This is a genomic window from Luteimonas huabeiensis HB2, from assembly GCF_000559025.1.
GTDB lineage: Bacteria > Pseudomonadota > Gammaproteobacteria > Xanthomonadales > Xanthomonadaceae > Luteimonas > Luteimonas huabeiensis.
This window is the reverse complement of record NZ_JAAN01000015.1, coordinates 22,200-35,745: the sequence shown is the minus strand read 5'-3', so window position 1 is coordinate 35,745 and position 13,546 is coordinate 22,200. Positions and strand designations below refer to the sequence as shown.

General features: G+C 65.6%; 14 protein-coding genes and 1 pseudogene. 1 reads left to right on the top strand and 14 read right to left on the bottom strand.

The window, feature by feature from the left end; genetic code table 11:
- Positions 1–5: 5 nt before the first annotated feature.
- Together Z164_RS0106285 and Z164_RS0106280 are read right to left on the bottom strand one after the other, a co-directional pair.
- The gene (locus Z164_RS0106285) at positions 6–512 is read right to left on the bottom strand and encodes a hypothetical protein (protein ID WP_052338377.1); all 507 of its coding nucleotides are present in this window, start codon (positions 510–512) and stop codon (positions 6–8) included.
- The gene (locus tag Z164_RS0106280) at positions 509–1,087 is read right to left on the bottom strand and encodes an RNA polymerase sigma factor (RefSeq protein WP_024889873.1); all 579 of its coding nucleotides are present in this window, start codon (positions 1,085–1,087) and stop codon (positions 509–511) included. Before Z164_RS0106280 ends, Z164_RS0106285 begins: the two co-directional genes overlap by 4 nt.
- Positions 1,088–1,734: 647 nt before the next feature.
- On the opposite strand from Z164_RS0106280, the gene Z164_RS0106270 reads away from it, so the two are divergent.
- A complete protein-coding gene (locus tag Z164_RS0106270; protein ID WP_024889871.1) occupies positions 1,735–2,493 on the top strand; it encodes an enoyl-CoA hydratase/isomerase family protein in 759 nt (252 codons plus the stop codon).
- Between the two features lie 78 nt (positions 2,494–2,571).
- Here Z164_RS0106270 and Z164_RS0106265 read toward each other — a convergent pair whose 3' ends face one another.
- The 12 genes and pseudogenes from Z164_RS0106265 to virB11 all read right to left on the bottom strand — a co-directional run bounded on the left by Z164_RS0106265 (position 2,572) and on the right by virB11 (position 13,546).
- Positions 2,572–3,450, bottom strand: a complete 879-nt coding sequence (locus Z164_RS0106265) for a sulfurtransferase (protein WP_024889870.1) — start codon at positions 3,448–3,450, stop codon at positions 2,572–2,574.
- Positions 3,447–4,273 (bottom strand): annotated as a pseudogene (locus Z164_RS20105) (NUDIX hydrolase). The gene Z164_RS0106265 and the pseudogene Z164_RS20105 overlap by 4 nt, the downstream one beginning before the upstream one ends.
- 279 nt (positions 4,274–4,552) lie before the next feature.
- Positions 4,553–4,693: a DUF4189 domain-containing protein gene (locus tag Z164_RS22755; protein WP_160170683.1), complete on the bottom strand. Its 141-nt coding sequence runs from the start codon at positions 4,691–4,693 to the stop codon at positions 4,553–4,555.
- A 114-nt stretch (positions 4,694–4,807) separates the two neighbouring features.
- Positions 4,808–5,146, bottom strand: a complete 339-nt coding sequence (locus Z164_RS0106250) for a hypothetical protein (protein ID WP_024889869.1) — start codon at positions 5,144–5,146, stop codon at positions 4,808–4,810.
- A 492-nt stretch (positions 5,147–5,638) separates the two neighbouring features.
- Entirely contained in the window at positions 5,639–6,040 is a 402-nt protein-coding gene (locus Z164_RS23680; RefSeq protein WP_425477214.1) for a DUF4189 domain-containing protein, read from the bottom strand.
- A 127-nt stretch (positions 6,041–6,167) separates the two neighbouring features.
- Entirely contained in the window at positions 6,168–7,259 is a 1,092-nt protein-coding gene (locus Z164_RS20100) for a TrbL/VirB6 family protein (protein WP_024889868.1), read from the bottom strand.
- Between the two features lie 39 nt (positions 7,260–7,298).
- Positions 7,299–8,168 (bottom strand): hypothetical protein, encoded by an 870-nt coding sequence (locus Z164_RS22350; RefSeq protein ID WP_152540869.1) that lies wholly within the window; start codon positions 8,166–8,168, stop codon positions 7,299–7,301.
- Positions 8,168–10,681 (bottom strand): VirB4 family type IV secretion/conjugal transfer ATPase, encoded by a 2,514-nt coding sequence (locus Z164_RS0106235; RefSeq protein WP_024889866.1) that lies wholly within the window; start codon positions 10,679–10,681, stop codon positions 8,168–8,170. The genes Z164_RS22350 and Z164_RS0106235 overlap by 1 nt, the downstream gene beginning before the upstream one ends.
- Positions 10,682–10,692: 11 nt before the next feature.
- Positions 10,693–11,010: a VirB3 family type IV secretion system protein gene (locus Z164_RS0106230; protein ID WP_081770095.1), complete on the bottom strand. Its 318-nt coding sequence runs from the start codon at positions 11,008–11,010 to the stop codon at positions 10,693–10,695.
- Positions 11,003–11,404 (bottom strand): TrbC/VirB2 family protein, encoded by a 402-nt coding sequence (locus tag Z164_RS0106225; protein ID WP_024889864.1) that lies wholly within the window; start codon positions 11,402–11,404, stop codon positions 11,003–11,005. The genes Z164_RS0106230 and Z164_RS0106225 overlap by 8 nt, the downstream gene beginning before the upstream one ends.
- Before the next feature lie 69 nt (positions 11,405–11,473).
- Positions 11,474–12,316, bottom strand: coding sequence for a lytic transglycosylase domain-containing protein (locus Z164_RS0106220; protein WP_425477213.1), 843 nt, complete (start codon positions 12,314–12,316; stop codon positions 11,474–11,476).
- Between the two features lie 186 nt (positions 12,317–12,502).
- Positions 12,503–13,546, bottom strand: a complete 1,044-nt coding sequence (gene virB11 / locus Z164_RS0106215; RefSeq protein ID WP_024889862.1) for a P-type DNA transfer ATPase VirB11 — start codon at positions 13,544–13,546, stop codon at positions 12,503–12,505.

Here is a 13,546-nt window from a genome sequence, read left to right as displayed (position 1 = left end):
GTCCTTCAGGTCGAGGCGAACGCCGCGTCGCGCGCGGCCTGCCGGGTGAGTTCGAGACGCTTGGCGTAGGTGCGCTGCAGCTGGCCGACCAGGAAGGCCGAGCCCGGGTTCTCGTCCAGCGCCGCGCGGATTTCCGCCGCGCTACGGTCCAGCTCGGCCAGCGCAGGTGCCACCTCGGGCATGGCCGGCGCAGCCGGCAGCGACTGCAACGCGATCCGGTACTGGCGCACCATCGCATCGGCCTGCACGCGCAAGTGCGAGAACTCCGGCTCCGGTTCTGGCGCCGGCGGCGGCGGCGACAGGCGCGGCAGCACCGCGACGGCGGCCAGCATGGCGGCGAGCGCCAGGCCCGCGCCTGCGAGCAGACGGCGGCGGCGCGGCCGCGGAGGCGGCGCCGACGTCGCGGCGGCATCCAGCCCGCGCGACACCGCTTCCCAGGCCTGCGCCGGCGGAACCTTCTCCCGGGGCAACGCGCGCAGCCGCGCGCTCAATGCATCGTCGTATTCGTTCATGCGGGGTCTCCGAGCCATCCGCGCAGCAGGCCGCGGGCGCGATGCAACTGCGCCTTCGAGCTGCCGACGGCCATGCCGAGTTCCTCGGCGATCTCCTGGTGGGTCCAGCCCTCGATCTCGTACAGCACCAGCACCGCCCGTGCGCGCGGCGGCAACGCGGCGATCGCGCGCTCCAGGTCCATGCCGGTCCCGACGCAGCGCGCCGTGCCCGGCAGCGCTTCCAGCGCATCGTCGCCGTCGTCGCGATCGTCCCGGCCGCCGCGCCCGCGCACCTCCATCAGCGCCGCGTTGACCGCCAGGCGCTGCAGCCAGGTCCCCAGCGCGCTCTCGAAGCGGAAACCGGGCAGCGCGCGCCAGGCGCGCAGGAACGTCTCCTGCAGCACGTCCTGCGCACGGGCCTCGTGGCGCCCGCAGATGCGCCAGATCAGCGCGTACAGCCGCGGCGCATGGCGGCGGTAGATCGACTCGTAGGCGCGCCGGTCGCCGTTCGCGGCGGCGCGCGCCAGCGCATCGTCGTCGACGCCGTGGAGGGCGCCGGCGGGGCCGGACTGCAGCGATGCGGTGGTCTCGAACATGACCGGTTGGATGCGCTTGGCCCGGCGAAGGTTTAAAGGCATGGCGCGCGCGCCGGCACCCGCCCCACCGGAACGTTCTAAACCCTTCGCGCCCACCGCGCATCCAACTCCGCATGGACGCACCCACCGCGTCCGCCGGCGCGCGCCGCGCGACGGAGACCCAGGAGGCGACGATGCGACCCGGACCCATCGCCGGCATGCTGGCCTGCAGCGCGTGGCTCGCGCTGCAACTCGCAGGCTGGACGCCCGCGCCACCGCCCCGGCCCGCAGCGGCGGCGGCGCACCGGCCGGGCCCTGTCCAGCCGACGACCTTCGCCTGCGACGCGCCGACGCACGCGCCCGCGACGACGCGGCTGGCGGTCGCCTGCGCCTACGCCGGCGGCCGTCCCGGCCGCTGTACGGTCAGCACGACACCTGCGCGCGAACCGCGCAGCGCGCCCGCGCGCTGCGCCCCTCCGCCGGCCGCAGGCTGACGGGCGCCGGCGCGTGGGCCTCCGCGAGCGCATCCATGCAGTCGCGCCAGCGCCCGCGGCGGTCGCGGCCATGGCCGGCGCGCGACGCCCGCGACAAAGGCGCGGTGGACGGGGACGCGGACTTCACCGCCGTATGATGGCGATATCCTCTTCCCGAGCCGGCCGAGCATCCGCATGACGATCGATACCCTCGTCCACGACGACATCCATGAGCTGCGCCTGGCGCGGCCGCCGGTCAACGCGCTCGACCCCACGCTGTGCCGCGCGCTGCCGGAGGCGATCGCGCGCAGCCTGGCGGCCGGCGCCGCCGGCCTGATCCTGAGCGGCGGCCCGAAGGTCTTCTCCGCCGGCCTGGACGTGCCCTACCTGCTCTCGATCCAGGACGATCCGGGCGCCCTGCGCGCGGCCTGGGAAGCCTTCTTCGACGCCGCGCGCGCCCTCGCTGCCTGCCCCGTGCCCGTGGCCGCGGCCATTGCCGGCCACGCGCCGGCAGGCGGCTGCGTGCTCGCGCTGTGTTGCGACCTGCGGATCATGGCCCGGGGCCCGTTCGCCATCGGTCTCAACGAGACCCAGGTCGGCCTGGCCCTGCCGGTCGGCATCCTGCGGCTGCTGCAACGCACCGTCGGCCAGCGCGAAGCCGAGCGGCTGGCCGTTGCCGGCGCGATGGTCGAGGCCGAGCGGGCGCTCGCCATCGGCCTCGTCGACGAGCTGGCCGGCATCGACGAGGTGACTACGCGCGCCCTCGCCCAATTGCAGGCACTGGGGAGCCTGCCGCGCACGCCGATGCTCGCCACCCGCGCCCTGGCCCGCGCCGACCTGGTGGAGGCGCTGTCGCCGGCCGCGATCGACCTCGACCGCATGCTCGACAGCTGGCGCAACGCCGATACCCAGACCGCACTGCACGCCCTGGTGGCGCGACTCGGCAAGGGCTGAAGCGCGGCGCCGTCCTGCGCGTACTGCGCCGCGCTCGCGCCTTCGACAAGCCCCACACCCTTGCGCGCGAGCGCCGTACTATCGCGACAGGCCGGTGGTCCCCGCCTCGTCGCCCACCGCGACCGGCCGCGTCGGGTCCTCGATCCAGCCGCTCCAGGAGCCCGCGTAAAGGCGCGCGCCGTCGAGTCCCGCATGCGCCATCGCCAACAGGTGGTGACAGGCGTAGACGCCGGACCCGCACATCGTCGCGACCCGTTCGGGATCGCGCCCGTCCAGCAACGCCTCGAACTCGCGCCGCAGCGCCGCGGCCGGCTTGAAGCGGCCGTCGTCCGTCAGGTTCGCCGCGTGCGGCCGGTTGACCGCGCCCGGCACGTGGCCGGCGACCGGGTCGAGCGGCTCCACCTCGCCGCGAAAGCGCTCGGGCGCGCGGGCGTCGATGAGCAGCCCACCCGTATCCAGATGCGCCCGCACATCGGCCGCGTCCAGCGGCGGCATCCGCCACGACAGCGGCCGGATCGGCACCCGGCCGGGCGCCGGCGCGTCCGTGGACACCGGCAGGCCCAGGCCGCGCCAGGCCGCCCAACCGCCGTCCAGCACCGCCACCTCGCGGTGGCCCGCCGCGCGCAGCAGATACCACAGGCGCGCCGCGAAGCCGCCGTCGCCGCCGTCGTAGGCCACCACACGACTCGTCGCCTCCACGCCCCAGTCGGCCAGCCGGCGCGCGAACGCCTCCGCATCCGGCCAGGGATGCCGGCCGCCCCCCGGCCGATGCGGCCCGGAAAGGTCCCGGTGCAGGTGCGCATAGTGCGCACCGGGCACGTGCCCCTGCGCATACGCGCGCTCCCCGGCCGCGGGATCGGACAGTGCGTAGCGGCAATCGACGACCACCAGCCCGGGTGTTCCGACTTGCGCGTGCAGCGCCTCGGGCGCCAGCAGCACCGGCCACGGCGCGCTCATGCCGCGGCCTCCCGCAGCGCGGCCAGGCGCTCGCGCAGATTGAACAGGATCGACGCGGTCGCCCCCCAGATACGGTGCGGCGCGACCAGCGGATCGCCGCGGAACTGCAGGATCTGGCGCGATCGCCCACCGTACTCGATGGCCACGCGCTCCAGGCTGTCGGCCGCCAGCAGAAAGGCCAGCGGCACCTCGAACACCTCCGCCACTTCGCCCGGATCCGGCCGCGGCACGAAGTCGGGCGCGATGCGCGCCACCAGCGGCAGCACCCGGAACCCGCTCACCGTGACCAGCGGATCGAGATAGCCCAGCGGACGGGCCTGCGCCGGCGCCAGCCCGATCTCCTCGTCCGCTTCGCGCAGCGCCGCCGCCAGCGCGTCGCGGTCCTCGGGCTCCACGCGACCGCCCGGGAAACTCACCTGACCCGCGTGGTGCCGCAGCGCATCGTTGCGCAGCGTCAGCACCACTTCCAGTCCCCGGGCGCGCGGCACGAGCCCGACCAGCACCGCCGCTTCCGCACGCGCCCGGTTGCCCGGCAGCAGATCCTGGACCTCCTCCAGGTTCCAGCCCTCGCCCTGCGGCGGCCGCCGTACCGGATGCAGGACCCTGGCGATCGCATCCAGCATCACAGAACCCTCGCTCATGCCCGCCGCGCCTCGCGTTCCGGCAGCACCTCGTCCAGGTAGCGCGCCCGCTCCGCATCCCCCATCAGGCCCCAGCGCGCGATCTCGTCGATCGTGCGGAAGCAGCCATGGCAGAGGCCATGCTCATCGAGCGTACACACACCGATGCAGGGCGTCAGGATGGGCGTAGCGGGCGGCGTCATGCCGGCAATTCTAGGCCGGCGGGGGTGAACGCATCCGACAGGCGAAGGCAATGCTCGGAGGACGCCACGTCCGGCGCGCCGGTCCGCGCGCATGCGCGACGATGGCCCGGAATCCCAAGAACGACGCACGATGGGCCTTGGAACGACGCGCGATGGGCGTTGCCGAGCGTCCGCAGATGCCCCGTGCTTGCGATGACCGAGCCAGCTCGATCCCGCTGCGCACGGCATTCCAGTCATCGGGAGCACTGCAGCGACGCCTCGCAAAGCCCCCACGGCGTGTCACTCGACGACAATCACCGGGCTGGTGCAATCGTCATAGCGGATTTTGCAGGCCTGCCCATCGTTGGCCTGCGTGCATTCCTGCAACGCCCGGGCTCCTGCCTCCTCCACGGTCAAGCCCCCCTGGAACGACACCATCATCGGCTCGCCGGTCCTTTCGGCACGAACGGCAACGGCCGCCACCGATTTTCCCAAGACAGCACGATGTCGCAATCGCGACCACACGTGGAGCGACAGGGCCCCCCAGGAAGACGCTCAATGACGAACAGGATCGAATTCAGGCCGCCCCGCACCTTCCCATTGCCCCGACGCCCCCGCCTTCGGGCAAACCCGCAGGTATTGCTGCAACGAATCCCGATCGGCGTAAGTCCAACTCTTCCAACCGTACGGGTTCGGCGGCCTGCAATATGGCATCAGCGTGTAGGCCCCTGTGTAAGGCGGCTGCGGCCTCCAACAGGGAAACGGCTCGATCTGCGGATCCTGCCCCTGCGTACAGAAGACGAACGGATCGTCATCCCGATATCGCAGGCGCTCATAGAACCCGGACTGCGCACTGATGTCCATCATCGGCAAGATCGCCAGAAACGCCAGCATCGCCCATCGTCGCATTTTCCACCCCCGCCTACTAGCTATCCGATTAAAGCCACCGCCGCCCAGCGGAACACCCCATCCCTAGCCAAAATATGCACGAACGCACAATCACTAACAGCGCCTCACGTAAACTTCCATTCAGGCCGAACAAGTGCCGCAAACCCTGGATAGATGGATTGACCCGACGAGTATAGGGTGCATCAAGGCACTACATGCCGAGAAAAGCCCCTACGCCAACGCGAGCGAATCCGCCTTGGCAACAGGCAGCACGAAAATGACGAAAAGCAGGATTTCCACGCATAAGCGCCCACTCTCGTCAACGGACCCGGATCATCCAACAAGCAAGCAACCGATCACCCTACTGACCAGTCTTCGAACAATCAATTCACTAACTGGAGCGGCGCAGCCGGAGCACAGAATCGCGCAGCCCTTCTCGCGCATTCTGCCACATCAACACTAAAATTAACGAACCCCCAACGATAAAGAAGAAAACCCTTAATTCACTAGCAACGGTTCACTACAAGCTGAGTACACGATTCGACAACCAGTGCCGCCGTTTCTTTGCGAACAACTGGAAAGCGCTGCATTCGACGTTTCTTCTATGGTCGGCCCGCTCCGATAGATGCTCTCGCCGGGAATGAACTGACCGTCCCGAACGGGATCCGCTATTACCGCGCACTGATTTTGATAAGCCAACATCACCTCGCAATCACGCCCACCCTTACCATTACATTGAGCCAACGCCTGCCGCCGCGCGCGTCGCTGAGACGGCTCGCCGACCGCATACCCTGTCGCCCCAGTGGCCACATCGAAAGCTATGGCGCCCCAGGTCAACTTCCATCTTGGCACGGTAGCGGCCTCAGAAATGGGGGTAGCGGACGCGTTCGGAAGACACATCGCGCTCCCCTGTGGCGCGCCGTATGGACATGCGGTTTGGGCAAAACCAGAGCCATACGACAGCAAGTAAATCGCACCTATCAGACTGGCCGGACGCAAATAAAAACGAATAGCCATAAAGCGGTCCCTAGTACCTGTAGCCATGAATTTGGCCGCCTCGCTCAACAGAGCCAGCGCTCGCCGAGGGGGCACTAGGCGCAATAGGCTGCCCGCCTACGGGATAATACCCGCCACCAGGCTGCCCCGGCCTCGCGGCTTGCATGGGTTGCTGGCTGAATGCGCTATGGGGCATGAAGTGTCCAAGGGTACCTTGGAAGAACGATGCCGCCATCGCAGGCACAGTAATCAGGAACAGGGTCATCAAAATGCCCAGCCCGCCCTGCTGCATCGCCATGCTGCCTACGCCCTGAGCCGAAGCGCCCTCGCCCGTAATGGCGAGCATAGCGAGATACTGCAGTAGAAATTGCGTCGAAACTGCACCGATCAAGCTCGAAATCATTGACACCGTGAAACTCAACACGGCCAACGAGAACATTGTGCCGATGCCGTACCACAACCACTTCTGAAACATCCCCTTCGTTTGGTCGAAACCCAGACACATAATAAAGAACGGCCCCAGGCCGACGAACAGCGCCAACGCCATCTTATACATCAACAGAATAGCGCCACCAATCAGCGATGGGCCAGCAACGCCAACCCCTGTGAACCATAGCGCACGAGTTTTTGCGGCCTGAAGTGTTTCGTCCCAGCTTGTGAATAAAGCATCGATCATTACCATAGCACCTTCCATTTGCTGAAGGTTTTCATCGATCGCATCTTCTGGCGCCTCGTCTTCGCCCGTAACCATTTGATTGATCAACGCAGGCATGTCGTCTGTGAGGAGTTCATGCACGTCACTCCCCCCAAACATAAACGTGGTCGCGACGGCAAACAAAAGCACCCACTTCAACGAATTTACGACGAGCTCCATCATGTATTGACGGGACTGACCCGTGACGATCCGATAGCCCTGCAGCAAGATCCACAATGTCAGCATGACAAGCCCGATACCGAAGACCCAGTCGCCAACCGCCCCCAGAAAATTGTCTCGAAACGTCTCGATTTCTTCGCCAATCCAATCAAAGATGGCACGAAAAAATAGCCAACGCTCTACCGCCTCCAGCTGCACGCCAATACCACGCAGCAAATCAGCGAGCCCTAATTGAACCACGTAACTCATACGCCCTCCCCTATGCAGCAACCCTTGTCAGTTCGAGCGTCAGCGGCGCCGGAAGAATCCACTTGAGCGCCTTTCGGTACGTGCAGCATCCAAAGCCCCTGCGAGCGCCGCCCCTCCCACGATCGCGCCGAGACCGGGCAAGCCTCCTGATCCCGCCCTCGTACCCTCCAAGGCTTGTTGGGCCATAGTACGACTAGCCTGCTGCAGGTAATTGATACGCGCCGCATAAGCATCCATATAGTAACGCTGTTGCTGCCTATCGATTTCCATCTGAGACATCAGCAATAGAATGCGATTGGTGTTGTCCTCGAGCTTACCGATCTCATGTTCTCGAATATCCGCACGCTGCTCCTTCAGCTGATCCAGATATCTCTGCCGTTGCCTTGTCAACTCGAACATGCGCAGCGAATAGGTGTATTGCGCCAACTCGGTCGTGGCGATCTCACGACACAGTTGCCATTGCTGTTGCGCAACCCCCCCCGCGGCAGGTTGGGGACACCGATCTTCCACACGGATGGCGACGGCGGCACTAGGTCTCTCCGCATCGAGCGACACTTCGGGCTCTTGGGCAGCAGCGACATCGCTGTCCGAACTGTCGTAGCCAGCGATGTACTGCTGACGATAAAGGTCCCTGAGATTACCAGTGACACTACCCTCACCATCCCCGCTGGCGCTGGTATTACCAATACGGCGTGAAATCGTATCCAGCTCCTCGTTAGCGTCACGCAGCCGGTCATTGGCGCGCTCCAGCTTTTCGTTGGCTTCACGGTCGACTACTCGCCATTGAGCGGCAGCGCTGCCCATCGCAAGCAGTAGACCGAGAGCGATACACGGGACCGCTGCGTAGCCACACTTGATCGAACTCCGGCTTGCGCTCGCGCCTTTGCCATTTTTTTCTACGGCTTCCATTATGAGTACTCCGACTGAATTCCAGTAGAGATCGAAGCCCGCGAATTCCGGGCTCCCGGCGTTCCCCGCGCTCGATTCGAAGGCGCATGGACACCACGCGCCCGAGACCCTTTGCGCTCCGCCTGGAACCGCGGCAGCCACTGCTCCGGCCGCAGATCGTCCTTCGGGATACCCAGGGCAGCGGCCTCCTCATCGACGATCCGGTGCATGATCTCGATGTTGTCGGTGCTGGCGGAAATGACCGCGAGCGCGTCGTCCATGCCGCGCAAGTTGAGCTGACAGACCGTGGACGCGTGGCCCTGCTTGACCAGGAAGCAACGCGAACGCTCGTCGAGACTCTTGACGACCTGGAATTCCGCCTCGGTGAGCTTGAGGCCGTCGAGGTAATCCTCGCGCGCCGCGTTGGGATTGGGCAGAAGGATGAGCGTCGCGGTCTGCTCGATCAGGGCTGCGGAGATATCGCTGTTGAGCGCGTCCTCCGGGCTCTGGGTGGCGAAGATGCCTAGGCCGTTCTGCTTTCGGATGGTCTTCTGCTTGTTCTTGGCGAATTCCTTGAGCGCGCCGCCGCCGTCGAGGATCTTCCAGAACTCGTCCATCACGTAGATCAGCGGACGGCCGTCGATCAGCGACTCCAGGCGGTGCAGCAGGTAGTTGATGACCGGCACGCGCACTTCGGGGTTGTCGATGACGTCGGTGTAGTCGAAGCCGATGATGTTCGCCTTCTGCAGGTCGATCGTGTCGACCGGATTGTCGAACACCCAGCCCAGCGCATTGCCGGCCGTCCACTTGCGCAGCCGCGCGTAGAGCCCGTCGTCGCCCATGTTGGGCAGGCTCTTCTGGAAGTTCGTCATCGATCGCAGGTGCATCGGCGTGTCGAGCATGCTCTCCACCGCGCGGAAGATGTCCTCGTCCTCGCGCGCGGTGTAGTGCGTCTTCGCGGCCAGCACCTTGATCAGGTCGGCCAGGAACTGCACGTTGGCGTCCGTGCGCTCGCACTGGAACGGGTTGAAGCCGGTCGGCGCGCCGTTCTCCAACGCGAGGTAATTGCCGCCGCAGGCGCGCACGAAGATCTCCGCGCCGCGGTCCTTGTCGAAGAAGAAGATGGTCGGAACCGGATCGAACTTCTGCACTTGGCTCAGCAGGAAGTTGATCAGGGCGGTCTTGCCCGTACCGGACTTGCCGATGACCATCGTGTTGGCGATGGCCTTCTCGCCCAGCGAATTCTCCGCCGGGTGGGTGGCGTGGAAGTTGAAATAGTACGGCTGGCCGTTGGTGGTCTGCAGCACGGTCACGCACTCGCCCCAGGGGTTGCGGTCGCGCTTGCCGGTGGCGAAGTTGTGCAGCGGCGACAGGCCCAGGAAATTGAGCGAGCTGACGTTGGCCAGACGGGTACGGTACTTCCAGTTGGCGGGAAACTGGGAATAGAACGACGAACAGACGGCCAGATCCTCCTTGGCGGAGACGAAGCCCGCGTTGGAGAGCTCCGCCCGCGCGATCGCCAGGTTGTTGGCGAGCTTCTCCTGCGTCTCGGCGTAGATGGTCAGAATGAAATGGTATTCGCCCAGCACGAAGTTGCCGGAGGCGAGCTGATCCATCGCGTGATCCAGCTCGACGATCTGGCTGACCGCCTTGTCCCCGGACGAAATCATCATGCCCTTGGTGCGGTCCAGCACCTTCAGCGCGTCCTGCCGGCCCATCGGGCTGAAGGAGTGGGTGATGACGTACTCGAAATCGAGGTACTTCAGGCCATTGAGGATGCCTGGCCAGGTGCCATCGGTGTATTCCTTGATATTCAGAATGGCACCGAAGTGGTTACCACCGCCCGGCGCGATGACGACGAAATCGCCGGTCTTCGCCGAAAACATGTGCCGGCTCACCGGCAGGTAGTCGTAGACCGGCGCGTTGAGCACCGGCACCCGCTCGGTAATGCGGTTGAGCAGGAAGCCGAAGAACTCCAGCGTCTCCGAGAACACCACCCCGTTATCGGCTTCGTACATGCCCAACCGGACCGGCGCATAGTCCTTGAGCACGGCTTCCACGTTGCCGGCCAGTTCCATGAGCTTGGCGACAGCCTGTTCCTGCTCGGCGCGAAGGCGGTCCACGTTCGCCGATTTTTCCACGAACCGCTTCCCGACCACGATCGGGCGATAGATCATGGTCAGGTACAGCTCGTTGCGCATGATCTTCTGCGAGGACAGCGCGGAGAAATAGGTGTCCGAAAGCTCCTGATTGAACGCCTGCCCGAACCTGGGCTGCGCGTCCACATGACCGCGGCGCCGCACGTCGTGTACCCAGAACGCCACATTCACGAAATCGGGCGCCCGCAGGGTCTGCAGCATCCGGTTGAACGTGTTGTGGCGATGCTCGAGCTCCCATTCCTCGCGCCCGACGAACGGCAATCCATCCAGCCGCCAGGTCAGCAGATAGTCGCCACCCGTGGTCTTAACGACCTCAGGCGCGACATGGCTGGAGAATGGAACGAATTCGGCAATGGAAAGATCCGGAGCCAGCATAGAGCAGCCTGCTATTTCGGGTTCGCGGGAACGTCGAGACGTTCGCGGTAGGAATTCGGCGTGAACACCCACATGCCGTCGTGCTGCTGGATATTGCGCACCTTCGCCCGGAACTGCCAGCGCAATCCCAGCAGCCGGAAAATCATCTCGTCCCGCCTGGCCATCTGCCGCATGATGAAGACGACCACCGGCAGCAGGGCCAGGCAGAACATGTCGATGTAGAACGTCAGCAGCAGGCACGCGCCGGCCCCGATCGTGAAGGGCACGTATGGCACCCCCATGAACATAGGCGGGCGCGTGCAGCCGCGGAACAATACGTTCTTATGCATACTGCAACAGCTGAACGAACGCCATGGCCATTCCGCCAGCGCCGCCGCCAGGCTCGGCGCCGACTTCGTCCGGCAGAAGCATGTTCGCGATCTGGGCCGCCGCACCGATCAGGAAGCCGCCGATGAGGACCGGCGCAACGTCGCCGATGCGCTTGTGATTGAAGGCGATCTGATAGCCGGCGAAGATGATCGCGATGGTCACGATCGCGATCGACGCGACGTTCAAAAGTGTGTTGAGACTCGAGAAGAACGTGCGGACGCTGCCCGCCGCGCCGTCGACACTCTGAGCGAGAGCAAATTGCGGCATCGCCACAAGAACTGCGAACGCCGTAGCGACCATCATGGCATTCAGCGCCTGGCGGTTCCGGTGGAGAGTTGCTTTATCGAGGTTCATGGCATGACTCCTTACTGGGTGAGAACAATGGTGAAGTGTGCTCGGCCGATCCCTGGCCCGGGGTTTCCTTCAGAAAACGAACGCGCTATCGCGAGTGGGGGTGGAGGGCGATGTCTGCTCAGGTCCCGCTGCAACGGGGAGCGCACCTTCCCCGAATGCGCGTACCGTGACCGGAAGGTCGGACGCATCGAGCGCTCGCACTGGAGCGCCGGGCGCAGGCCCCGGCTGCGGCGACGGCATAGCGGACTGCGCCCTGGTGGCGATTGCATTGGGCTCGCTCATCGCCGCGGGGGTGGAGGCGATTGCGGCGTCCCTGGGCGAACCGGGCTCCGGGAGCGCCGGGGACTGACTCGTGGCGGCGATCTGCGGCTCAGCTCCTCGCAGACGACGCGCGAGCAGCGAAGCCTCCTCGGAGGCGACACGGCGGGGCGCCGCAGCAGGCCTGGACTCCCGCCCCACCACCGGAATCGCCGCGGCCAGATCGCCATCGAACTCCTGCCGATAGGACGCGAACACCTTCTGCACGTAACCGTGGCGGAAGCCGGTGGTGAAATTGCCGGAGTAATAGCAACTGAAGGCCTTGCCCCAATCTCCGCCGGCGCGCCCGTGGCATTCGGCGAGGATGCGTGCACCGGCCTGCAGATTGGGGCAGGCCTGGAACGCGGTCTCGTAGGACAGCCCGTATTTTTCGAGGTTATGGCGATTGACCTGCGCCAGGCCGAGCGAGAAGTTGTAGCCCTCGCGCTCGAGCATGCGCACGGTCGACAGCGCCTCGGGCAGGTTGCGCGGCTGCCTGGCCAGGCGCGCGCCGACCACGCCGATGGCATAGGGATTGAACGAGGATTCCACGCGCACCACGTGCCGCATGACTTCCTGCGGCACCGCCAGTTCTGCGCACCCCATCAGCTCCATGCCTGGCAGCATCACCACCTCTCCTTTCGGCAACCGCCGCACGGCTCCCGAAGCGCTTCCGGCACGCATCGGACGAATACGTGCCCCCTCCCGCGTCGGGATGTTCTTCCCGCGCCGCGTGCGGTGTCAATCTTTTGGCGCCGAACGGTACGATACGGGGGCGTATTCGGCAACCGGCGTCGCATTTCAGCCATCGGTCGCCCCCCGCTCCGGGTCGAAATCGATGCCGGTGATGTAACGCCTGCCGGCATGCGCCTTGATGTGGACCACGATGTCGATCGTCATCATCAACAGGCGCTTGATGACCGCGAATTCCAGGCCGCTGCCCTCGCTGGAGGCCTTGACCATCAGCGCGAGCTGGTCCCAGGTCTGCGCGGTGCTGCCGGCGTGGCAACTGGTGATCGAGCCTGGGTGGCCCGAGGCGCAGTTGCGGATGAAGTAGAACGACTCGTCGCCTCGCAGCTCCGCCAGGATGATCCGGTCCGGCTTCATGCGCAGGCACGACTCCATGCAGCTCTTGGCGGTGACGTTGCTGGTGCTCTGCCCGCCCTTGGAGTACAGCAGGTGCACGACGTTGGGCTGGCGGATGAAGAGCTCGCGCGCATCCTCGATCGTCACCAGCCGCTCCTGCTCGGGAATGTGATCCACGAGCGACTTCATGAAGGTGGTCTTGCCGCTGCCGGTGGCGCCGGCGACCACGATGTTCTTGTGGTACTGCACGGCCTTGCGGAAGAAATCGGCGTACTGGCGCGAGCGCTTGAGCTCCATCAGTTCGCGGTCGTGCTCGCTCAGCGACGCGCCCTGCTCCAGGATCTCCTGGAAGAAGCCGTCCTGCTCGTACTGGTCGAGCGTCTTGGTGAACTTCGACGGCAGGCGGATCGTGATCGAGACCCGCCCGGCGGCGCAGGCGGGCGGGATCACGAACTGCGCGCGCTGGCCGGTAGGAAAGGTCAGCGACACCATCGGATCGGCGTCGGTGATGCGCTGCCCGGTGTTGCTCTCGTTGACTACCGCGGTGCAGAACTGCCGCGCACGCTCGAAGGTCAGCGAGGGCACCTCGAGCCGCTTCCACCCTTCGCGGGCGGTCTCCAGGTAGAGCTCGCCCGGTCGGTTGATGCAGATCTCGGTGACGTCGGGCGACTCCATGTACTCGTGGATGCCGAGCACCTGGTACTGGTAATCCAGGAACCCGCTGGAGATCCTGGCGACCGGTTCGACCTCGGCGTTCAC